The organism is Methylobacterium persicinum (assembly GCF_022179525.1).
GTDB lineage: Bacteria > Pseudomonadota > Alphaproteobacteria > Rhizobiales > Beijerinckiaceae > Methylobacterium > Methylobacterium persicinum.
The window spans coordinates 278,499-305,286 of sequence record NZ_BPQX01000011.1 but is presented as its reverse complement, the minus strand read 5'-3'; the positions used below and the strand labels follow the sequence as shown (position 1 = coordinate 305,286).

Here is a 26,788-nt window from a genome sequence, read left to right as displayed (position 1 = left end):
TTGTTCTGCAGTTCCGCGCGTCCCAGCGCACCTCCCGCCAGCCATTGCAAGCGCCACGGGTAGAAGACGGCGCTGTCCGTCTGCCGGAGACTGCCATCGCATTTGACAGCATAGAGCTCGTTGCTCTGACGGGCGATACGCAAGACGCGATTACGCAGACAAGAGAAGCCAATGCAAGCTTGGCCGGCAACAAAACACCAGTTTGCGTGCTCATGGCCGGTTGCCGGGTTCAGGCAGGCTGGGCTGAACGAGGTGGCAACGGCTCTGTATGGTGCGATGCAGCAGAATGTCCGGCGCCGATGCTGCCATAGAGCGCCACAAGGCACCGGGCATGGGCGGACAGGTCAAGGGGTGCCTCGGCCCATCGTTGCCGAGCGGCGCGTCCCATCGCGGCCGCCCTCCCATCGTCCCGGAGGGCTGTGAAGGCTGGCACCAGGGCTTCTGCGTCGGGCGGGACGACGAAGCCGGTCTCCCCGTGGCGGACCTTCTCCGCGGCGCCCGAACGGTCCGACGCCACCACCGGAAGGCCGGCGGCGAGGGCCTCATAGACCGTCAACGGGCCGGTCTCAAACCAGCGGGACGGGGCCGCCAGGGCCCTCGCCCTATGGCGGAGAATCGCCCACACCTCCTCCGGCGTCCGCCAGCCCATCACCTCGACGCCGGGCATGGCGCGCAATTCGTCCTCAAGGGGGCCAGCGCCGACGAAAAGAGCCTTGAGGCCAGCCTTCCGGGCTGCCGCAGCGACGAGGTCCGCCCCCTTCTCCCGGGTGAGGCGCCCAACATAGGCGATGGCGTCTCCGCGGGCCGGATCGGCCGTCTCTCCCACGATGGGCCGGACCGGGTTGTCGATGCGGTGATGGGTGAGCGGAAGATGTCCGAGCATCCCGCCGATCCGCCCGAGGCTGGCATCGCACACATGGACGACATGCAGGGGCCTGCCCGCCAGGGCGCGGCCGAGGAGCCCGGTGCGGGCAACCCGGACCACTTTGTGCAGAGGGCTTCGCGGGTCGCAGGGCGCCGCGAGACACGCCCCCGACATCGGCCGCAGGCCGCAGGGCTCGCCCCGGTCGAAGCGGTAGTAGACGCCGTTCGGGCAGGCCAGGAAGTAGTCGTGCAGGGTCGCCACCACGGGGGCGCCGTGGCCGAACAGAACCGGCATGATCGCGGGCGAGAAGGTCCGGGTCCACTGGTGCAGGTGCAGGCAGGTGATGCCGGCGGGCAGCCCGACGAGGGCGGCGGCGAGGCGCCGCGCCGCCGTCCGGTGCCATAGCCCTGCGACGGCCCCCCGCACGGGGCCGAGGGACCAGATATCCGGTAGCGCCAGTTCAATCCGCGTGATCCCCGCATGGTTGAGGAAGGGATCGGCTTTCCCCGCAATGGCCTGGATATAGGTGACCTGCACCCCGGCCTCCGCGAGGCCCCGGGCCGATTCCAGGGCGACTTTCTCTGCCCCGCCGCTAGCGGTCGCGAATTCGGCAAGGATCACGACGTGCATGCAGCGCCCCCGTCTCGGGCTTTGATACTATTGATTGCAGGTTTACGCCGGATCAACTGATGATGGAGTAAGCCGGAGGGCGCATCACCGCGCCGGGGGTTCGTTCGTGCAGATCGTCCTTGTCGCCGACCACGCCGCCATCAATGGCGGGCAGGCCAAGGTCGCGATCGAATCGGCCCTCGGGTTGGCGTCGCGCGGCTACGACGTGACTCTGTTCGCCGCCTGCGGTCCGGTCGATGCCCGGCTGGAGCCGGCGGGGATCCGGGTGGTCTGCCTCGGGCAGGACGACGTCACCACGACGCGCAACCCCCTGGCCTTCGCGGCGCAGGCGATCTGGAACGGGCACGCTGCCGACGCCCTGGCCCGGGAGCTCGCCCGCTACGAGGTCGGCGCGACGCTGGTCCATGTCCACGCCTTCGCCAAGGCCCTTTCGCCCTCGATCGGCCGGGCTTTGCGGGCCGCGGGGCATCCGTGCCTCTATACGATGCACGAGTTCTTCCTCGTCTGCCCCACCGGGGGTTTCTACGATTACCGAGCTGGGGCGATCTGCCACCGGACGCCGATGTCGGCCTCCTGCATCGGCACGAACTGCGATGCCCGAAGCTACCCGCGCAAGGTCGCCCGGATGATCCGCCATGTCGGACTGTCCCATGTCGCGCGGCTGCCACAGCTGTTCGAGCACGTCATCACCATCAGCACCCTCCAGGAGAGCGTGGTGCGGCCCCTCCTGCCGCCCGGCACGGTGATGCACCGGGTGGACAACCCGGTCTCCCTCGCCCAGGCGCCGCTCCAAGAGGGGGCGCCGGGCGACTTCCTGTTCGTCGGGCGGATCTCCACGGAGAAGGGCGCGCCGATCTTCGCCGAGGCCGCCCGGCGGGCGGGGGTGAAGGCGGTGTTCGTGGGCGACGGCCCCGACCGCGATGAGCTTGCGGCGCGTTATCCCGAAGCAGTCATGCTCGGCTGGCGCGATCCGGCCGCGGTCGCCGACCTGATGCGCGGAGCTCGGGCGCTGGTCTTCCCGAGCATCTGGTACGAGGGACAGCCGCTCACCGTGCTCGAGGCGCTTGCCTGCGGCACGCCGGTCATCGTCAGCGATGCCTGTGCCGGGCGGGAGGCGGTAGTGGACGGCGAGACGGGCTATTGGTTCCGCTCCGGCGACCCGGAGGCCCTGGCCGCTCATCTGCGCCGCCTCACCGACGACGCCCTGGCCGCTCGGATGGGCCGGGCCGCCCACGACCGTTACTGGACGGCCCCGCTCACCCTCGACACCCATCTCGACCGGCTGGGCGCCGTGTACGACACGGTGATGCGCCCCGCCGCGGCCCGCCGCCGGGCAGCAGCGGGCCAGAGGTCGCCAGCGCCGATGGCGGTGTGATCCCGTGACGAAGGAGGCCCGAATCGGTGCGGTGTTCGGAAACACCGGGCGCGCCTCGCGTTGATGGGCACCCGCACCGCACCCGGTGCTCCCGTCACACAAGGGATCGACCCATGGCCGACGAGACCGAAAAGAACCACGATCAGGCCGGCTTTCAGCAGGGCAGCGCCAAGCCCGGCGACAAGCATCACCCGGAGAACAAGCAGGAGAAGATGGGCGAGCGCCTCGACGAGGCCCTCGAGGAGACGTTCCCGTCGAGCGACCCGGTCTCGGTGAAGATCACGAAGTAGAGTTTTTCGTCTTTCCGTCTTCGCATTCGCGATGGCGGAAGGCGACTCTACCAGCCAAACCCGTCATTGTGAGCGAAGCGAAGCAATGCAGGGAAGCGCTCAGTTTAGAGGCGTCCCGCCACACTGGATTGCTTCGCTTCGCTCGCAATGACGGTGGGCGGTAAGACCGGGCGGCACAGCGCCGCCCGGGCCGAAAACCCTACGCCGCGTCGAGCAGACGGCGGGCGATGACCTGGGCCTGGATCTCGGCGGCACCCTCGAAGATCGAGAGGATGCGGGCGTCGCAGAGCAGGCGGCTCACCGGGTATTCCAGGGCGAAGCCGTTGCCGCCGTGGATCTGCAGGGCGTTGTCCGCCGCTGCCCAGGCGACACGGGCGCCGAGCAGCTTGGCCATGCCCGCTTCAAGGTCGCAACGCCGGCCCTCGTCCTTCCGCCGGGCGGAGAAGTAGGTGAGCTGGCGGGCGATGTTGATCTCCACCGCCATCATCGCGAGCTTGTCGGCCACGCGCGGGAAGTTCACCAGCGCCTTGCCGAACTGCATCCGTTCCTCGGCATAGCGCAGGCCGGCATCCAACGCCGCCTGGGCCACGCCGATGGCGCGGGCCGCCGTCTGGATCCGGGCGGACTCGAAGGTCTGCATCAGCTGGGCGAAGCCCTTGCCCTCGACCTCGCCGAGGAGGTTCGCCGCCGGGACGGCGAAGTCCTCGAAGGCGAGCTCGTACTCCTTCATGCCCCGGTAGCCGAGCACCTCGATCTCGCCGCCGGACAGGCCCGCCACCGGGAACGGATCCTCGTCCGTGCCCCGGGGCTTCTCGGCGATCAGGAGGGACAGGCCTTTGTGACCCTTCTCCTCCGGGATCGTGCGCACCAGCACCGTCATGATATCGGCGCGGACGGGGTGGGTGATCCAGGTCTTGTTGCCGGTGATCTTCCACGTATCCCCCTCCTTCACCGCGCGGGTGCGCAGGGAGGCGAGGTCCGAACCGGTATTCGGCTCGGTGAAGACGGCGGTGGGCAGGATGTCGCCGCTGGCGATCTTGGGCAGGAAGCGCTGCTTCTGCTCCTCGGTACCGCCGCACAGGATCAGTTCGGCGGCGATCTCCGAGCGGGTGCCCAGCGAGCCGACGCCGATATAGGCCCGGGACAATTCTTCCGAGACCACGCACATGGCCGCCTTGGGCATGCCCATGCCGCCGTATTCCTCGGGGATGGTCAGGCCGAACACGCCGAGTTCCGCCATCTTCTCGATGACCGACATCGGGATGTAGGCGTTCTGCAGGTGCCACTCGTGGGCGTGGTCGGCGACCTCGGCCTTGCCGAACCGTCGCATCTCGGAGCGGATCGCCTCCATGTCCTCGTCGAGGCCGGAATTGCCCACCGTCGCGGCGCCGCCGCCGTCCCGCATCCGGGCCACCAGGGCGGCCCTGTTCTCGGGCGTGTTGCCCTCGGCGATGAGGGTCTCGACCGCTTCCGTGCGGTACTCGGCCACCTCCTTGGCGGACAGGCCCAGGGAGCCGATGGGGCGCACGATCTCGCCCTGGCTCATGGGGATGCCGGAGAAGATCTGGTCGAGATATTCGCCGGCGCCGATGCGGACCAGCAGTTCCTCGGTCTCGCCGAACTTGCCCTCGGCCGTCAGGCGCTCGGCATAGTCGCCGAGTTCGCTCACGGCCTCGGCGTAGGTCGAGAGCCACGCGAGGCCGTGGGCGGCATGCTGGTGTGCTTCGAGCTTTCCGGCGTCGATCCGTCCGTCGGCGCCGATGATGCGGGCGCGGACGCGGCGCACGGCCTCGTCGCTCAGTCGCTTGGCGGTCTGGCCCGCGGCCTTGGTCGTGGCGACGAGATCGAAATCTTCCGTCTGGATGGCGGGGGATGCGGACATGGCATACTCTCGCTTCTGGCGTCTGTTATGGCGACCCTTCTAACCGTTCCGCGGCCCACACCGAAATAGATTCGATTGCCGGACGCTTGAACCAAAGTTCAAGACGGTCTCAGTGCTTCACTTCGCACCGGGTCTTCACGTAGGCGCCATCCTCGCCGTGGAATCCGGAGCTGGCGGCAAGGACCGGGCCCTGGACCAGACATTCCTGCAGGGAATGCGCCGGCCCCGTGATGACGTCGAGGGCGGTGTCGCGGGAGCAATCCTGCCCCTGCACCGAGGCGGCACAAATCAGAGCGACGACGAGAACCGTATTCATGCCCGTTCCCCCACTGCGCCCGATACAGGGCGACTGGGATGAAGCGGCGAGTACGGTCCAACGTTCCGTGCCTTGCTGACGCAGGCGAGCCTCCCCGATCCCCGCAGGTAAGGAGGGGTAAGCCCGCTCACACCTGTTTGGCCAAGCCGGGCAGGTCGGCCCCGGCCTCGATGTCCGCGGCGGAGGGGAGGCGGTTCTCGCCGAGGAGGTGCAGGAAGGCGGTAAAAGCTGTGTTGCGGCCGATGCTGCAGGCGGCCGTCGCCTTGCCGTCCTTCACATAGAAGGCAATGAAATCGAGGGCCGCGGGATCACCCTGCATGACGATCCGATCGAACTCGGGGGCGTAGCCGCCATAGTCGAGGCGCTTGTCGCCCTGGTTGCTCCAGAAGAACGGCGCTCCGGAGAAGGCGCCGGTCTCGCCGAGGATGGCGTGGGCGACATGCGTGCCGTGCTGCTCGGCAAGGCGCCAGTGCTCGATCCGGGCCTTCAGACCGCTCGTCGCCTCCGGGAAGGCGGCGATGTCGCCGGCGATCCACACGGAGTCGGCGATCTTGAGGTCGGCCCCCACGGGGAGGCCGCCGCTGTCGTCGGCCTCGATACCCGCGACGATCCCGGTCTCCGGCTTCGCGCCCGCCCCCACGAGGACGAGGTCGGCGGGAAGGCTGCGGCCGTCCTCGGTCTCGACCGCCTCGACCTTTCCGTTGCCGGCAATCTGGGCGACGGAGCCGGTCTCGAACGCCACGCCGTTGCCGGCATGATACCGCTTGAGGGCGGCGCCCACCTCCTCGCCGAAGCGCTTGGCGAAGGGCACCTCTTCCCGTGCCAGCACCGTCACGGTGAGGCCACGCTTCGTCAGGAAGGCCGCGGCCTCCATGCCGATGAAGCCGGCGCCGATCACCACCACGCGCTTGGCCTCGCCCGCGGCCTCGCTGACCCGGACGGCGTCGTCGAGGCTCCGCAGGGTGAATACGCCCTCGCGCTCCTTGCCGGGAAAGTCGGGCATGACGGCCCGGCTGCCCGTGGCCACGAGGATCGCGTCGGCGTTCAGGGTCCGCCCGCCGGCCAGGGTCACAGTCCGGGTCGCCGGATCGACCCGCTCGACCTCGGCGGTCATCCGCTCGACGCCGTTGGCCTGTGCGAAATCGGGCTCGATGAGCGTCTTCTCGGGGGGCGTCGGCTTGGCCAGGAACTGCTTCGACAGCTTCGTCCGGTCGTAGGGCGGGTGCGATTCCCGGCCGACCAGAGTGATCGTGCCGGCGTAACCCTCCCGGCGCAGGGTCTTCACGCAGGCCACCGCCGCCGCCCCAGCCCCGACGATGAGGACGCTGCGGATGGCGGTTGTGGCGGTCTTGCGCGTCTCCGGCTCCGGCGAGAGGGTGGCGATCGCCTCCGCTCCCTCGACGCGGACAGGGTAGCGGGTCAGCCCGTCGAGGGCCGGGGGTTCTTCCAGGCTTCCGTCGGTGAGGGCGAAGGCGGCCTTGTGCCAGGGACAGTAGAGCCGTTCGCCGCAGATCTCGCCCTTTGCGAGGGGGGCTCCCAGGTGCGGACACTTGGCCTGGAACGCTCGCACGCCTGAGGCGTCGCGAACGAACAGCACCTTGTCCTCCCCGGCCGAACCCTCGGCCATGCCTCCCATCGGTATCGCGTCGAGGGCGAGGCGGATCTCGGTTCCGGGCATGGCTGGCGTCACTCCTGCCGGGCGCCCCTGCGCCCCGGGCGGACAAGTCGCTCGGGCCGTTCCGGTTGCCGGGCGCGACGTTCCGGTCCTTCAGCCGCGGTTCGCCACCGCCACGCCGAGGGCCGCCACCGCCATGCCTCCCACCTGCATCCCGGTCAGCGTCTCGCCGAACAGGACGTAGCCGAGCGCGGCCGAGACGGGGGGCACGAGGAAGAACAGGGAGGCGACGCCGGCCACGGCACCCCGGCGGATCAGGTAAAGGAACAGCAGCACCCCCGTCACGGAATTGACGAGGATCGCCCAGGCGAGGCTCAGCCACAGGGGTGCCACGGGGTCGAACCTGCCGTGGCCGAGCAGGAGGGCCACGGGGGCGGCACAGGCGGTGCCGCCGAGGAACTGGAGGACGGCGTTCGCCAGGAGGTCCCCACCGCCGCCCGTGCGCTTCTGCCAGAGGGTGCCGAGGGTCAGGGCGACAACGGAGCCGAACGAGATGGCGAGTGCCCCGGCCGGGATCCCGGAAGGATCGGTCGCCCCGAGCTTCGGGGCGAGCACCAGTCCGGCGCCGAGGAACCCGAGTCCGATTCCCACCGCCCGCCGCCGGCTGACCCGCTCGCCGAGGAGCGGTCCGGCCAGGGAGGCGGTGAGCAGCGGCTGGAGGCTCCCCACCAGGGCGGCAATTCCCGCAGGCAGACCGAGCCCGATGGCGATGAAGGTGCCCGAGAGGTAGACCCCCTGCATCAGGAACCCGGCGACGAGGGGCCCCCGCCAGCCGCTCCATCCCGCCGGGAAGCGCGCCCCTGCCGCCACGGCGATGATCCCTAGGATCAGCGCAACGCAGCTGAACCGGAGGGCGGTGAAGAGCAGCGGGTCCGCATGCGGTACGGCCGCCCGGGCCGAGATGAAGCCCGTCGACCAGATCAGGACGAACAGGCGCGGCACGAGGCCAGCGGCGAGCGAGGGCTCGGTGGGGGGACGCGACGGACTCACAGGCGCTCGCTGGACGGAGGGCGGCAGGCCCACCACCGCCAAACATGGCCGTTCCGTTCTGGCAACCGCCGCATCCATTCGACCTGCGCATCGCGGCGTTGCACGAAGGCGTCACCCTGTGGCCAAAGGCTCGAGTCGGGGCATGCGGCGTTGACGGGGGCTGCCTCGCCCCGCCATCGACGGCGCGGTGATGCGGAGAGGGCGTTCCGAACCCGTGAACACAGTTCGCAAAGGTCTCGGCATCGCAGGGCTCGCCGCGCAGCGGTTCGTCTCCCATGACGGCTGGGCGATCGCCAGCCACATCGCCCTCTCGATCCTGACGTCCCTGTTCCCGTTTTTGATTCTCCTGGCGGCGCTCGCTGGCCTGTTCGGCACCGCGTCCCTCGCGGACGAGGCCGGCACGCTGATCTTCGAGGCATGGCCCCGGGAAATCGCCTCGCCCATCGTCTCGGAGGTCCACCGGGTGCTCACCACCCAGCGCGGGGGCGTGCTGACCCTGGGCGCCCTGTTCGCCCTCTACTTTTCCTCGTCGGGCGTCGAGAGTCTCCGGGTTGGGCTCAACCGCGCCTATGGGCTGCGGGAGAGCCGGCCCTGGTGGCTGACCCGCCTCGAATCCATCGGCTACGTCGTCTGCGGCGCCTTCGCGATTCTGGCCTTCGCCCTTCTGGTGGTCCTCGGACCGCTGATCTGGAGCCGGCTGATCCTCGTGGCGCCGGGGCTCGAACCCCTCGGGTTGACGGTCGCCATCGGGCGGATCGCCGTCACCGCCCTCCTGCTGGCCTTCGTGCTGGTCATCGCCCACAAGTTCGTGGCGGCCGGGCGCCGGTCCATCGCCTCGGTCCTCCCGGGCATCGCCGTGACCCTGGTCCTGTGGTTCCTCGCCGGCCTCGGCTTCGGATTCTACCTCGAGCGCTTCTCCAACGCCTACGCCTCGACCTATGGCGGCCTCGCCACGGCGATGGTGTTCCTCGTGTTCCTCTACTGGCTCGCCGCGATGTTCCTGTTCGGCGGCGAGATCAACGGCACCGCCATCGCCGCCCGCCGCAGCCAGCTCCAGGCGCGGATGCGGGCGCGACAGGCTGCCGCGCTGGAACGATCGGGAGAAGCAGCCCGAACCGCTCCGCCGGTTTGACCGCACCCGCCCGGGCCGGCTAGCCCTTCGTCACGAGGACAACCGAGGGTTGATATGCGGGATGATGACAATGCCGGTCTCGACGGTCTCATTCCGTCGCACCTGTCGCGGCGGGGCTTCGTGATGACGAGCCTGATGAGCGGCCTGACGCTGGCCACGACCCGCGTCGAGGCGCAGGTGATCCACACCGATGCCGAGGGGATCGAGGCCGGGGAGGTGGCGATCCCGGCGGGCGACGGGCCGATGCCCGCCTACAGGGCCGTGCCGAAGGGCGAGGGCCCGTTCCCGGTGGTCCTCGTCGTCGAAGAGATCTTCGGGGTCCACGAGTACATCAAGGACATCTGCCGCCGCCTCGCCAAGGCTGGCTACTGCGCCGTGGCGCCGGAACTCTACGCCCGCCAAGGCGACCTCTCCAAGATGACAGACGTGAAGCAGATCATCTCCGAGGTGATCTCCAAGACGCCCGACGCGCAGTGGATCGGCGACCTCGACGCGACCGTCGCCTGGGCGACCACCGCCGCGAAGGGCGATGCCGGACGCCTCGCCGTGATGGGATGGTGCCGGGGCGGCCGGGCGGTCTGGCTCTATGACGCGCACCGGACCGATCTGAAGGCGGCTGTGGCCTGGTACGGTCCTGTCGGTGGCGAGCGGACGGCGATCCAGCCGCGGACTGCCGGCGACGTGGCGGGCGAGATCCACGCACCGCTCCTTGCCCTCTATGGCGGGGCGGATACGGGGATCCCGGTGGCGTCGGTGGAGGAGGCCCGGGATGCGGCCAAGGCCGCGGGCAAGAGCGTCGAACTCGTGGTTTATCCCGAGGCCCCCCACGGGTTCCACGCCGACTACCGCCCGAGCTACCGGAAAGACGCGGCCGAGGACGGCTGGCGGCGGGCGCTGGCCTTCCTCAAGGCGCACGGCGTCTAACGGGGGATCACTGCTATAAGCGGCCATCCCCCGCTGATTGCAGTTCTGCACTTGGCTGCCACAAAGTCGTCCAGGCGTTCCACGTCTGCTGTGTTCGGAATGACACGGCCCTATGCAGTCGAGTGTGCGATGAAGCAGGGAGGATCTGTGCCTGCGCGGGTCCGGTGGGTGCGACGAACCTTTCGATGAACCGATCGCCGCGTCCGCCGTTCAGACCTAGTGGATAAGCGGCTCGATGAGCGACGCGCGACAGCCTGGACGAAAGCCCGTCATTCTCGTCGTGGAGGATCAGCCCGACGAGCGCTTTCTCGCGGCCACTTTGCTGGAGGATACCGGCTTTACGGTCATCGAGGCAGAAACCGCCGACCGGGCCCTGTCCATCCTCAACGACCGGGCGGATGAGGTGAGCGTCGTCTTTTCGGACGTGCGGACGCCGGGTCCCATCGGGGGGTTCGAGCTCGCTCGGATCATCGGTGTCACATGGCCGAGGGTGCGGGTGTTGCTGACCTCCGGTGATGCCGGCGACCAGCCGAGTGACCTGCGCGTGTCGGCGACGTTCATCCCGAAACCCTGGCGCGCCGAAGACATCCTGGCCTGGGTGCAGGAGGCGGCGGGACGTCCGCCGAATGCCGGTGGCCCTGAGATCATCGGCCCTCCCGGCAAGTTCCAGCAGCAGGTGTGAACGGCCCGGCAGCGCGCCGGACATGGTCCAATGCGGGAGATGATCGTGCAACTTTCGGACCGATCCCGCGTTCGTGACTTTCCCTCAACGCATCGTGCCGCGAGCGGCCAATCCAGTCTCCGATCGAATGCCATGAACGTCGTCGCCGAAAACCATGCTGACTCCCTCGGATGCTTCAGGGATCGATCCCGGGACGGGCTGGTCGCGGCGGTGATCGGCGATGTGCTGCGCGACAACATCGACACGGAGGGGAACGCGATGCCAGAAAGGCTGCTCGCGCTCCTGGACAGGCTCGACGGTGCCCAGCCGGACTCCGCGGCCTCCTGAGACCGGTCGCCCCGGCTCCATCGCCAAACACCGCGAATCTGTTATGGGGACAACCACCGGTACGACCCGGCCTGGGGATATCTTCCGATCGAGGCCGCCATGCGTTTGAAAGTCCTCCGTGCGACGCTCGCTGCGGCCTTCGTGGCTGCTTCGTGCGCTGCCCAGGCGGCCAGCCCTCCTGCCCAGCCCAGCGAAGGGCCTGGCGGCGTCGGGGATCGCAAGGTGACGATCGTGAAGCGGGCTTTGGGCCGCCCGAGCGCGCCGACCTACGCCTTCTATGCCGCCGGATCCGCGCCTGAGGCCGGCCGGCCCGTGGCGGTCTTCCTTCACGGGTGGGGGGCGGTGAACCCGCAGAGCTACGGCGCCTGGATCGACCATCTCGCCCGGCAGGGCTGGCTCGTGCTGTTCCCCCGCTTCCAGGAAGTGAACCGGACCAAACCCTCCGACGCGCCTGCTGTGGCCGAGGCGCTGGTCAAGGCCGCCTTCACGGAGATCGCCGGGGACCAGGAGGCGAAGCCCGATACCGGGCGCGTCGCGATGATCGGCCACCTCGCCGGGGCGCCCCTGGCAATGGACCTCGCCGCATCGGCCGCGAAGGAAGGTTCGCCCGTTCCGAAGCTGATCTTCGCGGCGACGCCCGGCGGCATCGCCAGCGGGCCGAAGTCCCGCGGCATCCCCCTGGACGGCCTGGACAGGATCGCCCCGGAGACTCTGATCGTCGCGATGGTCGGCGACAAGGATGCCCGCGCGGCCGACCTCGCCTCGCGCCGGCTCCTGCGCGAGGCGAGCGCCGTCCCCTCCGAGCGCAAGCTCTTCGTCCGCGCCCTGTCCGACGACCACGGCTTCCCCGCCCTGACCGCCACCCTTGCCGCGCCCGCCGGCCTCGATACCGCCTTCGACGCGGGGGCGATCAAGATGCCGCCCGAACCCAAGGATGCGCCCAAGCCCCCGCCGTTCCGCTGGTCGGCCGAGATGGCCCTCACCGGCGAACAGCAGACGCTGGTCTCGCAGATCAACATCGCCCGGGCCGACGCCCTCGACTATCTCGGTTTCTGGAAGACTTTCGACCTCGCCGCGGCCGCGGCCTTCTCGGGGGCGGACGCCGTGTCGTTGAAGGGCAACCCGCGTCTTGCGGATATGGAGCGGTGGAGCGACGGCTGGCCGGTGAAGCGCCTCGCGGTGGAGGTTCCCAAGCCGACAAAGGCTCCGGCCGTGGCGAACGGTGCCGAGGTGGGCCGGCACTGACCCCCCCCCCCTGGCTACTGGCCCAGGCTTTGCTAAGCTTTGCCGGCACGGCGGCCTGCGCCGACCGTGCGTGAACGCGCACCGAAGGGGACGCGCCATGCCGGAATTCGTCGCCACGCTCCTCGCCGCCGCCGCTTTCTGCCTCACGCTGATGTTGCTCAACGCCGCGACGCGGTGGCTGCTGGAGGCGCATCTCGGCCCGCAGATCCTCTGCGAGAACAGCGTCCTCCAATACGGGAGCGCCCTCGTCGCCGCCCGGGCCGCCTATCGCCGGGCGCCGCAGCGCCACGCCGAGGGGTAGGGTTCCCCTCTCCCCGCCTGCGGGGAGAGGCCCACGGACGCCTTGTCGTGTCCGTGGGGAGCGAAGGCGAAGCCGGAGCGGCGGTGAGGGGGCCGGACGGACGAGACTCCTCCGGCATCCCCGCCCTCACCCCCGGCTGCCGCCTCGCCGCGCCGACGACGGGGTCGTCGCGGCCCTCTCCTCGCAAGACGGGGAGAAGGGAAGCCGCCTTGGATGCCCGACCCTCTTTCGAGCGTTCAGCGCAGGAAATCGCCGAAGGCTCGGGGGCCGTTGCCGGTGGCAACCTTTTCCACGGTCTTGAGGCTTCCCGCGTCGATCACCGTGAGCCGGTTGTCGCCCCAGTCGGCCACGTAGAGCCGGTTCGTCGCCGGATCGGCGGCGATTCCCTCCGGATGGTCGCCGACATCGATCTCGGCCAGGGGCTTGAGCGTCGCGAGATCGAAGGCGGTGACGCTGTCCGCATACTGGTTGGTGACGAAGCCGCGCCCGTTCAGGAGAGCCACGACATACGGCCGCTTTCCGGTGGGGACCCGGCCGACCTCCTTCCCCGCCGCCACATCGATCACCGACACGTCGTCGCCCGTGACATTGGCGGTGTAGGCCCGGCCGGCCGCGGCATCGAGGGTGATGCCGAAGGGGTGGTGCCCCACGGGGATGACCGCCGTTTCCCGCCGAGTGCTCGCATCCACCACGGAGACCGTGTCGGCCTCGCGGTTGGCGACGTAGAGGGTCTTCCCGTCCGGGCTGACGGCGATGCCGGAGGGCGAGCGGCCGACGGCGATCTCGCCGTCGGCGGTGAGGGCGCCGTCCCGTTCGGTGAGGACGAAGATGCGGCTGCCGTACCAGTCCGCAACGTAGACTTTGCCGCCACGGGGGTCCGCCGCCACACCGAGGGGGCCGCCGGGAAGGGGGATCTCCGTCAGCACCGTGCCGGCATCGAGGTCGAGGACGGCGAGGCCGTGGCCCTCGGGCCGGGTCACGTAGGCCCGGCTCCGGTCCGGCGACAGGGCGATTCCCGCCGGCGCCCCGTCCACGGGGATGCGGCGCACGACCCTGTCGGCGGCGAGGTCGATCACCTCGACGGCATTCGCCAATTGCACCGTCACGATGGCCTCCCGCGCCGGCCCTGCGGAGGCCGGCACGAGGGACGCGATCAAGGCCAGAAGCCCGGCGGCGGGCGCCGGGCTCAAGCGAGGACGGCTCAAGAGCCCTTCTCGACCTTGCTCTTCAGGTTCTGCAAGCTGGCCTTCACCCAATTGCTCACGCCCTTCTCGGACGCCTCGTCGTTCAGGTCCGGCGGCGGATCGTTGTTCATGTAGCCGCGGTAGAAGGCCGACTTCCATTCCACCTTCGACTTGCCGTCGCCCGCCGGCTCAACGGTGATGGTGCCGGAATAGTCGTTGGCAGGAAGGTCCTTCACATCGACCTTGTCGATGTAGAACATGAACAGCTTGTCGTCCGGCTTATATTTGCCGCCGGTCTCGTTGATCGTGTCGCCGTTCTTCAGCGTCAGGACACGCTTGGACTTCGACGGATCGTCGCCCTGGGTCTCCGTCTTGGTGACGTTCTCCAGCCAGCTGGCATCTTTCCAGTCGCCGACCACGGCCCAGACCTTGTCGGCGGGGGCGTTGATCTCGATCGACTCGGAGACCTTGCGCCGCGTCGGCCCGTGCGCCTGCGCGGTGACCGCCACAAGCGCGGCGACGGCCGCCGTCGCCAGGGTGATTTTTCTCATATCCGCTCTCTCCTCCCGCTACGCGCGGTTCACCCGGCCGAGGATGCGGGCGTCCGGCCCCAGGGCCGCGGCGACCTTGTCCTCGATCCAGTCCCAGGCCTCGCGCTCCCGCGGACCGGCCGTCTTGCCGATCGCGATGGCGAGATAGGTCATTTCGCTCAGGATCTTCTCCGGATCCAGCATGTGCAGCCGGGTCGACAGCACCGCCGCTTCCACGACGGCGGCCTGGGCCCGGTTGTAGCCGATGAAGGGCGCATGCGCAGCCAGATGGCGGATGTGGGTCCGGTATCGGGGGCGCTTAGGATCGTCCTCCACCGCCACCACCTCGAACTCGGCATGGCCGAAGCTGTCCGCCAGCCGGCGTCCCGGGATCGCCGCGCAGGGCTCGGTCGGCCAGTCCCGGCGCCCGGTGACGGCCCCGGCGATCACCCGGATGTCCCGGGGGCTGGAGGCCGCGAAGAACGGGCTTGCGGTCAGGTTCTCGATGGTGGGCGAGGGCCGGAAGGGGGCCAGGACATAGGCCTCCGCTTCCGCGACACCGTCCTCCCGGATCAGGCCGAAGGGCACGAGGTGGAGCGCGCCTCCGGGCGAGACCGTGGTGACGATCGTCTCGAGGATCAGCGGCATCGCCTCACGCCTCGTCGGCGGGGACGACGCGGCCGCAGACGAGCCGCGGCTGCGAGCGCGGCGGCTCGGGGTCGGCCTGCGTGGCGGAGATCGTCTCCGGTGCAACCGCGTCCCGCTCGGGCGCGCGGGCGTCGCGGGTGCCCGGTGGCGGCGCGCCGGGACCGGAATGCTTGGTATGGCCGGCCTTCTTGAAGGCGGTGGTGTCCTCGTCCGGCGCGTCGGCGGCCGACCCCCAGTCGAGGGGCTCGTCCTGCACGTAACGCTTGCCGAGCCGCCACGCCGTCTCTGCCTTGGCGAGTTCCGCGCCGAGGTAGAAGGCATGGGCCCCGTCGCTCTGAACGTCGAGATCCGGAAAGAAGGCCATCGCGTCGGTGCCGACCCTGTGGATGTCGCGGTTGTAGACGTGGATCCCGTCCTCGGCCACGGCGATCCGGTAGTTCGGGTCGCGGACCTCGGCGGCGGCCAGGGCGAGCTCTTCCGGGGTCTGCACGAAGGGGCGCTTGTCGTGGAGGGACAGCAGCGCCCGCCCGTAGCCCTTGGGCAGGGCCGCATCGCCCTTCGCGGCGTACATCACCCGCCGGGCGGCATCGTGCTCCTCCACCGTGCGGCGGGTGTGGTTCGAGACCTGGACGATGAGCACGTTGCGGATTGCCAGCTCCGAACACATCCCCATCAGCAGGGCGGTGACGCCGAGGCTGTCGGCCTCCGTGAGTTCAGTGAGGTTGCCGGTGCCCATCATCATCTCGATGTCGGGCCAGCGGGCGCGGGTCTCCCGGTAGCGGGCGATGGAATCCACGAGGCCGTGGTGGATCGGCTCCAGGATCGGATCCGCCAGGAATGGCCGCCCGGCCTCCCGCATCCGGGTGATCGCCCGGTCGAGGGAGGGCAGGTCGTCGGGCCTCGTCGGCACGAGGACCGGCACTGCGCCGGTCTCGAAGGCGAGGTCGAGGGTGTCCTCGTTGAGGCTGAGGAGGAAGTCGGCCCCCGCCTTCGCGCCCCGGGAAAGTTCGTCGCGGGAAAAGGAATCGACGCTGACCTTCAGCCCCGCGCCCTTCAGCGCCCTCACCGACGCCTCGAGATGGGGGAAGGGGGTGTCCGGCAGGCCCCCGAGGTCGATCACGTCGGCGCCCTTGGCGGCGAGGCTGAGCCCCTTGGCCAGGATCTGCTCCGGCGTCATCTTCGAGGCATCGACGATCTCGGAGAAGATCCGCACGTCGTAGCCCGACAGGTCGAGGGTGCGTCCGGACAGGCCGAGCCAGGCCGGCAGGTCGACGATCTCGTCGGGGCCCCGCTCGACGGGCAGGCCGAAATGGGCGGCGAGGGCGTCCGGGTTTGCCCGGCAGCGGCCCGGCAGGATGATCCGGGTCGCGCCCTCGGGAAGCTCGATCCGGCGCTTGATGATCTCTTCGGTCATCAGCGCGGCGACCTTCACGCCGGCATCCGCAATGCTCCAGCGGAAACGATCGGGGAGGCTCGCGGCGATCTTCTCCAGCCGCGGCCGGGCGAGGCGGCCGGTGACGAAGACGAGATGGTCGCCGGCGACGGGCCCGGTCGTGGGATGATCGGGCGTGCTCATGCCGCCTCCCTGCGCCGGATCGGGACGGGGCCGCCCGGCCCCCAAATCGTGATGGCTCCGCTGAAGCAACGCGCGAAGTCTGGGAAGGCGGCATCCACGAGGCCGATGCGCGACAGGGTATGCGCGTCGCAGCCGCGTGGGGCGTCGGCGGATTTGACCAAAGTGCAGGCCGGTGCGCCGATCCGCGACGCGAGCCAGAGGGCGAGGCTATCGGACGTGACATCCCAGGTCTCGGGGATATCGGGGTGGCCATCGCAGAGCAGGGCCGGATCCCAGACGAGGACCATCTCCGGCGACGTGTCGTCCCAGGGGGCGAGGGATGTCACGAGGCAGGGCTCGATGGCCCGGAACCGGGCCGCCGTCGCGCCCATCGCGCCGAGGGCGCGGCGATGGGCCTGCGCATCGGAAAAACCTTCCTCCCGCTGAGCGGCCCGCACGGCGTCGGCATCCGGCCCGCCGCCGGGCACGACCACGCAGGGTCCTTGCCCCCCGTCCGCGAGCTCTGCCAGCACGGCGCTCAGTCGCGGCGGGTCTGCAAGGAGGCTGCCTCCGATCTTGACGACAGCCCTCACGCCGCGTCCTGCGCATGGGGGCGGAGCGCCCGCACCGCCTCGGCGACGCGGAGGGGGTCGATCCCGTTCGTGCGGTCGAAGCCCCGGCAGAGGCCACCCCGGAAGCCGAGATAGTCCGGCCCCGCGGCCGAGAGCGTGGCGATGTCGCCGATCCTGAGGGAGCCGGCGAGGCCGCAGAGCATGGAGCGGGCGCGGCAGGACGCGGCGAAGGCCGCGAGCGCATCCGGCCCCAGGAGATCCGGCAGGCGAACGCCCTGCTTGCCCGCGGTGTCGATCATCGCCCCCGCGAAGCCTGCCGCGTGCAGGGCCGGCACGCAATGGGCGCCCGGCTCGTCCTCGGCGAACAGCACGGCGATCACCCGGCCGGGCACGGCCTTCGCGATCCGGGCGAGGCGTTCCGCATCGCCCCACTCGGCGCGGATCACCCCGTGCTTCACCCAGCGCGCCCCGCTGCGGGCTAGGGCCGCGAGGCTTTCGGGGGAATCGGCCACGGCACTCGTCTCGACGCCCTGGCCCGGCAGGCGGGCCATGATCGCGGCGACCACCTCCGGGGCGAGGGCGCCGAGCGCCCCCCGTGCGGGATCCTTGGCGTCAATCAGGTCGGCACCGGCGAGCAGCGCCGCCTCGGCCTCGGCCGGGTCGCGCACGCTCACGAGGAGGCGAGGAGAGGAAACGGGTGACACGATGGGACGCATTCCGGAACGACACGCCTGGGCTAGCCCAGAGCGGGCCCGAGGGAAACACGTTTTGTCGTCGGCCGTCCTCCCCCCTCGTCATCACGATGGGAGCAGGGGAGGGGCCGGTTACGGTTTGGCGGGGAGGGGATCGGCCAGGAGTCGGTTCTTCACCAGCCAGCGCATGGCATGCGCCCAGGTGTTGTCGTCATCGGCGCGGATCGTCACCTGCCCGCCGCGGATCAACTTTCCCGTCGCCGCCTCGGCGATCGTGACATTGAGGTTGAAGATCTGGTTGGCCCCGCGCTCGGCATAGCCCGTCACCACGAGGTCGGCGCCGAGGCCCTTGGCGATGTCCGTCGCGCAGCCGTTGCACTTGTAGAGGGGACCCTGCTGCTCGACCTCCTTGGCCACGGGCGCCGTGTCGAGCACGTCGAGGCCGGCTTGGTCCTTGAGCGAAGTCCGCAACTCGTCCGTGACGAGGGTGAGCTTCTTCGCATCCAGCGGGCGGGTGCGGCTGCCATAGGCCGCTCCGGGGTCGTGCAGTTCGATGGGGAAGACCGCAGCTTTCTCGGTGGCCGCCGCGGCGGCGCCGGGCAGGGCGGCCACCAGGACGAGTGCGGCCAGGGCGCGAAAGCGTGTGGTCGGTCCCATGCTGCGTCTCCTCCGGCGTCCGGCCATCGTGGGCCGTCTCATGATCGTGTGCGGTCAATTCGTTCGCTGGGACGATTTGGCAATGGACGAGCCGGGGGAGATGCCCCAACTCCCGCTACCGCGGAGGGTTTTTCCGCGCCGGCTTCTTCGCCGGACGGCTTGAGCGGACCCCTCCGATGCTGATACAGGCCGCGCGCATGCAAGATCCTGCATCTCACCTTGGACGCGGTCCGGTACTCGCAGCCCTCGCGCTGCTTGTGGGATCCGCCGGGCCGGCCCTGGCGCAGCAGCCGGCCCCCGCGCCGCTGGAGACGCATATTGGGGTGATCTACCGGCCGCAGGAGGCGCCCGCCTCCTACGATGCCGAAGCCGTCCCCGAGGACGAAGGGATCGCCGGCGCCCGGCTCGGCATTGCCGACGACAACACCACCGGCCGCTTCATGAAGCAGAGCTTCGTCCTCGACGAGAAGCCGCTGGCGTCGCCGGACGCGGACCCCGTGGCCGCGGCCAAGGAGTTGGCGGCGGCGGGTATCCGCTACATCGTCCTCACCCTGCCGGCCGATCAGGTCCTGAAGGTCGCCGAGGCTGTGAAGGATTCCGGCGCCGTGGTGTTCAACGCCGGGGCGCCGGACGACCGGCTCCGCGGGGCGGATTGCCGGGCCAACGTGTTCCACGTCATCCCCTCGCGGTCGATGTTCACCGACGCCCTGGCGCAGTACCTGACGGTGATGCGCTGGCGGAAGGTGTTCCTGATCGTCGGCCCGACGGACGCCGACAAGGCCTATGCCGACGCCTTGCGCAACTCGGCGCACAAGTTCGCCCTGAAGGTCACCGCCGACAAGCCCTGGACCTTCGGGCCCCTTGCCAAGGCCCGGGGCGACACGCCTACACGGGCGGAGGCGTTAGTCTTCACGCGGGGGCTCGACTACGACATGGCGGTGGTCGCCGACGAGGAAGGCGACTGGGGCGACTATGTCCCCTATCGCACCGTCGATCCCCGCCCGGTGGGCGGCACCCAGGGCCTCACCCCGACCACGTGGTCGCCCGTCCTCGAGACCTGGGGCGCCGCCCAGGCCCAGAACCGGTTCAAGCGCATGGCCGGCCGGCTGATGCGGCCCCTCGACTACCAAGCCTGGGTCGCGGTGCGCACGGTGGGTGATGCGGTGACGGCGAAGAAAGTCAACGATCCCGGCACCATCATGCCGTTCCTGACGGACCCGTCCTTCGGCCTTCCGGCCTACAAGGGCACATCCCTCAGCTTCCGCCCGTGGGATCACCAGATGCGCCAGCCGATCATCGTGGTACAGCCGAAGTCGATGGTGTCCGTGGCGCCGGAGCAGGGCTTCCTGCACCAGCGCACGCCCCTCGACACGCTGGGGGTCGACCTGCCGGAGACCACCTGCAAGTTCCCGTGATTCTTCGGCCTGCGGCGCCGTCCGGCCTCGCATCCGGCGGCGGAGACACTACAATCCGGTTCGAGAAGCGCCCCGGGAGGGCGCCCGAGGGAGGAGAGCGGATGGGCCGCCAGCATGGGGCAGGGTGGGGAGGCGTCGTCCTCGGGCTATGGCTCGCGACGGGCGTGCCGGCTTCCGCATTCACGGCCTACGTCAGCAATGAGAAGGGCAATTCGGTCAGCGTCATCGATACCACCACGATGGCCGTGACGGCGACGTGGAAGGTCGGACGCCGGCCCCGCGGCGTGACCCTCTCCAAGGACGGCAAGGAACTGTTCGTCTGCGCCAGCGACGACGACCGCATCGACGTGCTCGACACCGCCACGGGCAAGGTCGTGCGCTCGCTCCGCTCCGGGCCCGATCCGGAGCAGTTCATCCTCAACGCCAGCGGCAACCCCCTCTACGTCGCCAACGAGGACGACAGCCAAGTCACGATCATCGACATCGAGAAGAACAAGGTTCTCGCGGAGGTGCCGGTCGGCGTCGAGCCGGAGGGGATGGGCCTGTCGCCGGACGGTTCGATCCTGGTCAACACCTCCGAAACCACCAACATGGCCCACTTCATCGACACCAAGACCTTCCAGGTGATCGATAACGTGCTGGTCGATGCCCGCCCGCGCTTCGCGGAGTTCACCGCCGACGGCAAGTTCCTCTGGGTCTCGGCCGAGGTCGGCGGCACGGTGAGCGTCATCGACGTCGCCACGCGCCGGGTGGTGAAGAAGATCACCTTCAAGATCCCGAGCGTGAACGACGAGGCGATCCAGCCCGTGGGCATCCGCATCACCAAGGACGGGACCAAGGCCTTCGTCGCCCTCGGGCCGGCGAACCGGGTCGCGGTGATCGATGCCAAGACCTACGAAGTGCAGAAGTATCTGCCCGTGGGCCAGCGGGTCTGGCAGCTCGCCTTCACGCCCGACCAGAAGCAGTTGTTCACCACCAACGGCACCTCGAACGACGTCTCGGTGATCGATGTCGAGGCCGAGAAGGTGGTGAAAAGCATCTCCGTTGGTCTCCTGCCCTGGGGGGTGGCGATCTCGCCAAACTAATTTTCTGGGACTCTTGCCGCCCGCGACAGACGGAGTGCGAATGCCTTTTCTCGGACAGTTCCTGCGCCCGCTCGCAATGACGGCCGCACTGGTGATGACGGCGGGCCCGGCTTCGGCCCTCGACCTCACCAAGAAGCGGGAGAACCTGCCCGACCTTGTCCTCGGCAACGACCAGGGCAACGACTTCGTCGTCGAGAACAAGGACATCGAACTTGAGTCCGGCAAGGCGTACCGCCTGCGGATCGTCGCCAAGGGCGGTCAGGAATACAAGTTCTACGCGCCGGAGTTCTTCCGTTACATCTGGCTCAACCAGATCGTCATCGAGCACAAGGAGATCCACGGCGGCGGGCCGCCCGATCACCTCGAGTTCGACGAGCCCGGCGAGATCGCCATCGAGTTCGTCGCCATCAAGCCGGGGGCCTACAAATGGGAAGCCCGCGGTCTGGAGGCGAAGGGCATGACCGGCACGCTGACGGTGAAGTGATGAGAGGGATCGTGCTCGTGGCCTTCGGCCTGCTGGTCTCCACCCCCGCCCTGGCGGCGGACGACGCGTCGTCGTGCGCGGAAGGCATCACGATGATCCGCAACGCGCTGGCCAACCAGCCCGCCGAGGCCGCCGTGCCGAAGCTCAAGAAGGCCCTCAAGAACGCCGAGCGCGAGCAGCGCGAGGGCGAGTTCGATGAATGCCTCGAGGCCGTATCCGACGCCCGGAAGGTGCTCGGCCGATGACGGCGGAGGCGCCCGCCCTCCTCGTGGCGAATGTCGGCCACCGCTTCGGCACGCGGGCGGCCCTCGACGACGTGTCGATGAAGGTCGAGCGCGGCACATTCACGGCGTTGCTCGGCCCCAACGGGGCGGGGAAGACCACGCTATTCTCGGTGATCACCCGCCTCTACAACAACCAGAGTGGCCGGGTGGCGATCTTCGGCCACGGCCTCGACCGGGAGCCGTCCCGGGCGCTGGCCCGACTCGGCGTCGTGTTCCAGGCGCGGACCCTCGACACCGATCTGACCGTCGAGCAAAACCTGCTCTACCACGCCAGCCTCCATGGCATTCCCCGTAAGGCCGGGAAAGCGCGCATCGGCGAGTTGCTCGACCGGGTCGGCCTCGCCGACCGGCGGGGCGACAAGGTCCGCACCCTGTCGGGCGGCCAGTCCCGGCGCATCGAGATCGCCCGCTCCCTGGTCCACCGCCCGGACCTGTTGCTCCTCGACGAGCCGACGGTGGGCCTCGACCTCGAATCCCGGGCCGGGATCGTCGCCATCGTCCGGGCCCTGGTCCGTGAAGAGGGGCTGTCGGTCCTCTGGGCGACGCACATTTTCGAGGAGATCCGCCCCGAGGACGACGCCGTGGTCCTCCACCTCGGTCGGATCGTGGCCCACGGGACGGCCGGTTCCATCGCCCAGGGCGGCGAGAGCCTGGAGGAGGCGTTCCGCCGCCTCGTCGCCGGGCGCGGGAAGGTGGCGGCGTGAGCGAGGAGAACGCAGCCATGGTTGCCTCGCCGAATGTCGTCGGTCTCGACGCGAAGGCCCGCACTTCCAGGGGGCAGCTTGGCCGCCTCGATGCCGTCGGCTACCTGATCTGCCTCGGCGGCATCGTTCGCCGGGAGTTGTTGCGCTTCTTCAATCAGAAGGAGCGGTTCTTCTCGGCGCTGGTCCGGCCTCTGGTGTGGCTGTTCATCTTCGCGGCCGGCTTCCGCAACACGCTGGGGGTCTCCATCGAGCCGCCCTACCAGACCTACGTGCTCTACGAGGTCTACGTGGTGCCGGGGCTGGCGGTGATGATCCAGCTGTTCAACGGCATGCAATCGTCCCTCTCGATGGTCTACGACCGGGAAGTAGGCTCGATGAAGGTGCTGCTCACCTCGCCCTATCCCCGCTGGATGCTGCTGCTCGCCAAGCTGATCGCGGGCGTCTCCGTATCGATCGTCCAGGCCTATGCCTTCCTCGCCGTGGCGTATTTCTGGGAAACCGACATCCCGACGCTCGGCTACCTGACGGCCCTGCCGGCCTTCCTGGCCTCGGGGCTGATGCTCGGGGCCATCGGCCTGTTCCTGTCGTCGCTGGTGCGGCAACTGGAGAACTTCGCGAGCGTGATGAACTTCGTGATCTTCCCGATGTTCTTCGCCTCGTCTGCCCTTTACCCGCTCTGGCGGATCCGGGAATCGTCCGAGACGCTCTACTGGATCTGCGAATTGAACCCCTTCACCCATGCCGTGCAGCTCGTGCGCTTCGCGCTCTACGAGCAGATCGAGCCGGTGTCCTGCCTTGTCGTCGTGGGGACGACGCTCGCCTTTTTCGCGATGGCCGTCATCGCCTACGATCCGGGCCGTGGTCTCATGGCCCGGCGTGGCGGTCCGGCCGGAGAAACGCCATGATCAGACACGCTGCCCTCGCCCTGCTGCTCTCGGCCACCGCCGCCGCGGCGCAGCCCAAGACCGACCCGACCTGGCCCTGCGTCCAGCGCAAGGTCGAGACCCTGAGCCCCGGCCAGTTCTGGACCGGGCCGGACATCGCCTCTGCCGGGGATTGGGGCGACGACTCCGATGCCGCCGCGCTTGCCCAGAAGATCGCATCCCGCCGGACCGACCTGTCCCAGGTGGACCCGCTGCTGGATGCCTACGTGGGGAAGCTCGGAGCCGACAAGGATGCCAAGGACAAGGCGCTGACCCGGGTCTATGCCGGGGTGTTCGAGGTCATCAACGGCGAGCGCGACAAGGTCATGGGCGGCATCGCCCGCTATGCCCAGGGCCAGCGCCGGATGGCCGAGCGGATCCGTGACGAGGCGGACAAGATCAGCCAGGTGAAGGACGCACCGAGCCAGGGCGATGCGACTGAATTGCCCAAGGACCAGACGGATCTCGAATCGAAGTTCGCCTGGGACCGCCGGATCTTCCAGGAGCGCAGCCAGTCGCTGACTTATGTCTGCGAGGTGCCCCAACTCCTCGAGCAGCGGCTCGGCGAGATCGCCAAGCGGATTCAGGCCCACCTCTAGGTCTTGCCTAATCGTCCCGGGCGCCTTTGCCGGATGTGCCTTAAGTGATTGTTTTATCGCGATAAAACTGTGGCGAAGGGGCCACTCGTCGCGCGATAGTTGGCCCGGAGGCGGAAACATCCTGGGACAATGCCGCTGGACGATTGCGGTCCCCCGGCCGTCTCGACATCACTGACGTCAAGCCCGTCAAACGGGTTCGTAAAGTCGGTTGTCGAGGGGGCTGGGAATGTCGTTGCGGGCGCTCAGAGGATGCTTGACGGCATCGGCGTCGGTCCTTGCGGGCGCGGTGGCGATGAACACGGCGAGCGCGCAGCAGGCCGTGACCCTCGGGGAGATCAGCGTCGTGGCGACCTCGCCGGTCGGCGCCGGCGGCGGGAATTCGAGCGCCGTCCAGAACTTCGATCAAGCCGCCGCCGCCGGGGTCCCGGTCCCCGGCCCGCGGCTGAGGGGCAGCGAGCAGCCCCTCTACAAGATCCCGAGCACCGTCGAGACGGTGACGCCGCAGGATATCCAGGCCGACCTCGGCAGCGACAACGTCATCGCCACCCTCGGCCGCCGGACGCCGGGCATCAACATCTCCGACTCGCAGGGCAACTCCAACCGGCCGGACGTGACCTATCGCGGCTTCACCGCCTCGCCGGTGCAGGGTACGCCCCAGGGACTGGCCGTCTACCAGAACGGCGTGCGCATCAACGAAGCCTTCGGCGACATCGTCAACTTCGACCTGATCCCACCCCAGGCGATCCAGCGGATCGACGTGGTGACGGGAAACCCGGTCTTCGGCCTCAACGCGCTCGGCGGCGCGGTGAACATCCAGATGAAGAACGGCTTCACGTGGCAGGGCACCGAGATCAGCGCCTGGGGCGGGTCCGACGCGCGGACGGCGGGTTACCTCGAATACGGCAAGGTGTCCGGCCCCTGGAGCTTCTACTTCACCGGTGACGGCCTGAACGACCGCGGCTGGCGCTACGAGAGCCCGAGCACGATCGGCCGGATCTACGGAGATCTCGGCTACCGCTCGCAGGATTCGGAGTTCCACCTCATCGGCCTCGCGGCCCGGAGCTTCTTCGGCGCCGCCGCCGCCACCCCGGTGGACTTCACCCACCAGGATCCGCGGGCGATCTTCACCTATCCGCAGACCACCACGACCGAAGTCGGAACCCTTCAGCTGACCGGCCGCGTCGATATTTCCCCGACCTGGGACCTCGCGGGCAACGCCTATTTCCGCCGCTTCAGCCAAACCTACGTCGATGGCAACGACGGGAACTTCGAGCAATGCAGCCGGCAGAGCAGCTTCCGCGGCTTCCTCTGCTACCAAGATGACGGGTTCAGCCCGGCCGCGGGGCAGACGAACCTTGCCTTCCGCAACCAGTTCCTGATCCTCGGCCAGCAGAATCAGCGTATTCCGTACACGGCCAACGTGCCCTACGGCACCCTCGACACCACGCGGACCGAGGCCACCGGCTACGGCGGCTCGCTGCAGGCCGCCAACCGCGACCGCATCTTCGGCTTCAACAACGCCTTCATCGTCGGCGGCAGCATCGACGCGGCGGACTATTCGTTCAAGTCGTCGAGCACCCTGGGCGTCATCAACCCGAACCTGTCGATCACCACCGATCCGAACAACCCGTATTACGGGACGATCCCGGGGCTCGGCACGCCGTATATCCGCACGGCCGGGGCGCTGGGCATCGCGCCGAGTTCTGTCAACGGCTCGAACCTGTATCTCGGCCTCTACACCCAGGACACCCTGGACCTGACCGACCGCCTGTCGGTGACGGCCGGGGCGCGGTTGAACTTCGCCCGGATCCAGAGCTTCGATCTCACCGGCTTCTCGCCGGACGTGACGGGCACGCATTACTACAACAAGATCAATCCCGTTGCGGGCTTGACCTACCGGTTCTTCGACGCCCTGAACCTCTACGGCAGCTATTCGGAATCGAACCGCGCCCCGACGCCGCTCGAACTCGCCTGCGCGAACCCGAACCAGCCTTGCCTGCTGCCGAACTCCCTGGTGGCCGATCCGCCGCTGAAACAGGTGACCGGCCAGACCTACGAGGTCGGCTTCCGCGGTCAGCTGCCGAACAGGTATGACGGTGGCATCATCACCTACAAGATCGGCGCCTTCCGCACCGATCTCACCAACGACATCCTCTCCCTCGCCACCCCCGGCAACACCGCCCGCGCCTATTTCGTGAACGTGCCCTCGACCCAGCGGCAGGGCATCGAGGTCGGCGGCGAGTACACGGCCGATTACCTGCGGGTCTACGCGAACTACGCCCTGGTCGATGCCACCTTCCAGTTCAACGGCACCCTGTCCTCGCCCAACAACCCCCTCGCCGATGACGGGGCGATCCAGGTGCGCAAGGGCAACGTCGTGCCGCTGGTGCCGACGCACCAGATCAAGGCCGGGTTCGATTACTACATTACCCCGGAATGGCAGGTCGGCCTCTACCTTCAGGCCTTCTCCTCGTCCTTCTACCGCGGCGACGAATCGAACCTTAACCGGAAGCTCCCACCCTATTATGTGCTGAACTTCCAGACGAAGTATCAGGTCACGAAGAACCTGGAGATCTTCGGACTCATCACCAACCTGACCAACAACCGCTACGCCACATTCGGCACCTTCGCCGAGCCGGGTCCGGTCGCGGGGAACCTCTCGATCAACGATCCGCGCACGACGACGCTGGCCCAGCCCCTCTCCGTCTATGCGGGCTTCAAATACGCCTTCGGCGCCGATCCGGTGCCGATGTCGCCCGAGCCGATCATCCGCAAATACTGATCGGGCGATCATCGTGACGGGACCGAGCATCGGACGATGG

At 68.8% G+C, this 26,788-nt stretch carries 28 protein-coding genes; 16 read left to right on the top strand and 12 right to left on the bottom strand.

Translation table 11 applies throughout. The features are described 5' to 3' along the window. Positions 1-229: 229 nt before the first annotated feature. Positions 230-1,495 carry a glycosyltransferase family 4 protein gene (locus tag MFF22_RS03735; RefSeq protein ID WP_238247592.1) on the bottom strand — a complete coding sequence of 422 codons (1,266 nt, stop codon included), beginning with the start codon at positions 1,493-1,495 and terminating at the stop codon, positions 230-232. Between the two features lie 106 nt (positions 1,496-1,601). Here MFF22_RS03735 and MFF22_RS03730 point away from each other — a divergent pair, with 106 nt between their 5' ends. Both MFF22_RS03730 and MFF22_RS03725 read left to right on the top strand, forming a co-directional pair. Then, positions 1,602-2,870, top strand: a complete 1,269-nt coding sequence (locus tag MFF22_RS03730; protein ID WP_238247591.1) for a glycosyltransferase family 4 protein — start codon at positions 1,602-1,604, stop codon at positions 2,868-2,870. Positions 2,871-2,983: 113 nt separating this feature from the next. Next, positions 2,984-3,160 carry a hypothetical protein gene (locus MFF22_RS03725; protein WP_238247590.1) on the top strand — a complete coding sequence of 59 codons (177 nt, stop codon included), beginning with the start codon at positions 2,984-2,986 and terminating at the stop codon, positions 3,158-3,160. Between the two features lie 199 nt (positions 3,161-3,359). Here the strand turns inward: MFF22_RS03725 and MFF22_RS03720 are convergent, their stop codons facing one another. The 4 genes from MFF22_RS03720 to MFF22_RS03705 all read right to left on the bottom strand — a co-directional run bounded on the left by MFF22_RS03720 (position 3,360) and on the right by MFF22_RS03705 (position 8,023). Then, positions 3,360-5,042 carry an acyl-CoA dehydrogenase family protein gene (locus MFF22_RS03720; protein WP_238247589.1) on the bottom strand — a complete coding sequence of 561 codons (1,683 nt, stop codon included), beginning with the start codon at positions 5,040-5,042 and terminating at the stop codon, positions 3,360-3,362. 109 nt (positions 5,043-5,151) lie between these two features. Then, positions 5,152-5,358, bottom strand: coding sequence for a hypothetical protein (locus MFF22_RS03715; protein WP_238247588.1), 207 nt, complete (start codon positions 5,356-5,358; stop codon positions 5,152-5,154). A gap of 127 nt (positions 5,359-5,485) precedes the next feature. Beyond that, positions 5,486-7,036 (bottom strand): FAD-dependent oxidoreductase, encoded by a 1,551-nt coding sequence (locus MFF22_RS03710; protein WP_238247587.1) that lies wholly within the window; start codon positions 7,034-7,036, stop codon positions 5,486-5,488. Between the two features lie 90 nt (positions 7,037-7,126). Then, entirely contained in the window at positions 7,127-8,023 is an 897-nt protein-coding gene (locus MFF22_RS03705) for a DMT family transporter (RefSeq protein WP_238247586.1), read from the bottom strand. A gap of 214 nt (positions 8,024-8,237) precedes the next feature. Between MFF22_RS03705 and MFF22_RS03700 the strand changes: the two genes are divergently transcribed. The 6 genes from MFF22_RS03700 to MFF22_RS03675 all read left to right on the top strand — a co-directional run bounded on the left by MFF22_RS03700 (position 8,238) and on the right by MFF22_RS03675 (position 12,634). Beyond that, positions 8,238-9,155: a YihY/virulence factor BrkB family protein gene (locus MFF22_RS03700; protein ID WP_370877483.1), complete on the top strand. Its 918-nt coding sequence runs from the start codon at positions 8,238-8,240 to the stop codon at positions 9,153-9,155. 54 nt (positions 9,156-9,209) lie between these two features. Next, a complete protein-coding gene (locus tag MFF22_RS03695; RefSeq protein WP_238247584.1) occupies positions 9,210-10,079 on the top strand; it encodes a dienelactone hydrolase family protein in 870 nt (289 codons plus the stop codon). A gap of 235 nt (positions 10,080-10,314) precedes the next feature. Beyond that, complete coding sequence (locus tag MFF22_RS03690) at positions 10,315-10,761, top strand: response regulator (protein WP_238247583.1); 447 nt, start codon at positions 10,315-10,317, stop codon at positions 10,759-10,761. 132 nt (positions 10,762-10,893) lie between these two features. Beyond that, positions 10,894-11,088: a hypothetical protein gene (locus MFF22_RS03685; protein ID WP_238247582.1), complete on the top strand. Its 195-nt coding sequence runs from the start codon at positions 10,894-10,896 to the stop codon at positions 11,086-11,088. Positions 11,089-11,187: 99 nt separating this feature from the next. Next, positions 11,188-12,333 carry an alpha/beta hydrolase family protein gene (locus tag MFF22_RS03680; RefSeq protein WP_238247581.1) on the top strand — a complete coding sequence of 382 codons (1,146 nt, stop codon included), beginning with the start codon at positions 11,188-11,190 and terminating at the stop codon, positions 12,331-12,333. Positions 12,334-12,430: 97 nt separating this feature from the next. Continuing rightward, on the top strand, positions 12,431-12,634 hold the full coding sequence (locus tag MFF22_RS03675) for a hypothetical protein (protein WP_238247580.1): 204 nt from the start codon (positions 12,431-12,433) through the stop codon (positions 12,632-12,634). Between the two features lie 236 nt (positions 12,635-12,870). On the opposite strand, the gene MFF22_RS03670 is transcribed toward MFF22_RS03675, so the two are convergent. The 7 genes from MFF22_RS03670 to MFF22_RS03640 form a co-directional block, all read right to left on the bottom strand. Next, positions 12,871-13,824: a YncE family protein gene (locus MFF22_RS03670; protein WP_370877482.1), complete on the bottom strand. Its 954-nt coding sequence runs from the start codon at positions 13,822-13,824 to the stop codon at positions 12,871-12,873. A gap of 11 nt (positions 13,825-13,835) precedes the next feature. Beyond that, on the bottom strand, positions 13,836-14,369 hold the full coding sequence (locus MFF22_RS03665; RefSeq protein ID WP_238247579.1) for an SRPBCC family protein: 534 nt from the start codon (positions 14,367-14,369) through the stop codon (positions 13,836-13,838). An 18-nt stretch (positions 14,370-14,387) separates the two neighbouring features. Continuing rightward, positions 14,388-14,996 carry a DUF447 domain-containing protein gene (locus MFF22_RS03660; protein ID WP_238247578.1) on the bottom strand — a complete coding sequence of 203 codons (609 nt, stop codon included), beginning with the start codon at positions 14,994-14,996 and terminating at the stop codon, positions 14,388-14,390. Positions 14,997-15,000: 4 nt separating this feature from the next. Continuing rightward, on the bottom strand, positions 15,001-16,572 hold the full coding sequence (locus MFF22_RS03655) for a DUF6513 domain-containing protein (protein ID WP_238247577.1): 1,572 nt from the start codon (positions 16,570-16,572) through the stop codon (positions 15,001-15,003). Then, complete coding sequence (locus MFF22_RS03650) at positions 16,569-17,144, bottom strand: amino acid kinase family protein (protein ID WP_238247576.1); 576 nt, start codon at positions 17,142-17,144, stop codon at positions 16,569-16,571. The genes MFF22_RS03655 and MFF22_RS03650 overlap by 4 nt, the downstream gene beginning before the upstream one ends. Further along, entirely contained in the window at positions 17,141-17,839 is a 699-nt protein-coding gene (locus tag MFF22_RS03645) for a (5-formylfuran-3-yl)methyl phosphate synthase (protein ID WP_238247575.1), read from the bottom strand. The genes MFF22_RS03650 and MFF22_RS03645 overlap by 4 nt, the downstream gene beginning before the upstream one ends. A gap of 108 nt (positions 17,840-17,947) precedes the next feature. Continuing rightward, complete coding sequence (locus MFF22_RS03640) at positions 17,948-18,472, bottom strand: DUF3280 domain-containing protein (protein WP_238247574.1); 525 nt, start codon at positions 18,470-18,472, stop codon at positions 17,948-17,950. Between the two features lie 176 nt (positions 18,473-18,648). On the opposite strand from MFF22_RS03640, the gene pedA1 reads away from it, so the two are divergent. The 8 genes from pedA1 to MFF22_RS03600 all read left to right on the top strand — a co-directional run bounded on the left by pedA1 (position 18,649) and on the right by MFF22_RS03600 (position 26,748). Next, positions 18,649-19,887 (top strand): lanthanide ABC transporter ABC transporter substrate-binding protein PedA1, encoded by a 1,239-nt coding sequence (gene pedA1, locus MFF22_RS03635; RefSeq protein WP_238247573.1) that lies wholly within the window; start codon positions 18,649-18,651, stop codon positions 19,885-19,887. A gap of 101 nt (positions 19,888-19,988) precedes the next feature. Further along, positions 19,989-20,972 carry a YVTN family beta-propeller repeat protein gene (locus MFF22_RS03630; RefSeq protein ID WP_238247572.1) on the top strand — a complete coding sequence of 328 codons (984 nt, stop codon included), beginning with the start codon at positions 19,989-19,991 and terminating at the stop codon, positions 20,970-20,972. 40 nt (positions 20,973-21,012) lie between these two features. Beyond that, positions 21,013-21,456 (top strand): cupredoxin domain-containing protein, encoded by a 444-nt coding sequence (locus tag MFF22_RS03625; protein ID WP_238247571.1) that lies wholly within the window; start codon positions 21,013-21,015, stop codon positions 21,454-21,456. Continuing rightward, a complete protein-coding gene (locus MFF22_RS03620) occupies positions 21,456-21,701 on the top strand; it encodes a hypothetical protein (protein WP_238247570.1) in 246 nt (81 codons plus the stop codon). The genes MFF22_RS03625 and MFF22_RS03620 overlap by 1 nt, the downstream gene beginning before the upstream one ends. Then, on the top strand, positions 21,656-22,444 hold the full coding sequence (gene pedB, locus MFF22_RS03615) for a lanthanide ABC transporter ATP-binding protein PedB/LutE (RefSeq protein ID WP_442412695.1): 789 nt from the start codon (positions 21,656-21,658) through the stop codon (positions 22,442-22,444). Before MFF22_RS03620 ends, pedB begins: the two co-directional genes overlap by 46 nt. A 17-nt stretch (positions 22,445-22,461) precedes the next feature. Continuing rightward, positions 22,462-23,349 (top strand): lanthanide ABC transporter permease protein PedC, encoded by an 888-nt coding sequence (gene pedC, locus MFF22_RS03610; protein WP_238247568.1) that lies wholly within the window; start codon positions 22,462-22,464, stop codon positions 23,347-23,349. Next, the gene (locus MFF22_RS03605; RefSeq protein ID WP_238247567.1) at positions 23,346-23,966 is read left to right on the top strand and encodes a hypothetical protein; all 621 of its coding nucleotides are present in this window, start codon (positions 23,346-23,348) and stop codon (positions 23,964-23,966) included. Before pedC ends, MFF22_RS03605 begins: the two co-directional genes overlap by 4 nt. Positions 23,967-24,192: 226 nt before the next feature. Beyond that, positions 24,193-26,748: a TonB-dependent receptor gene (locus MFF22_RS03600; protein WP_238247566.1), complete on the top strand. Its 2,556-nt coding sequence runs from the start codon at positions 24,193-24,195 to the stop codon at positions 26,746-26,748. Positions 26,749-26,788: the final 40 nt, after the last annotated feature.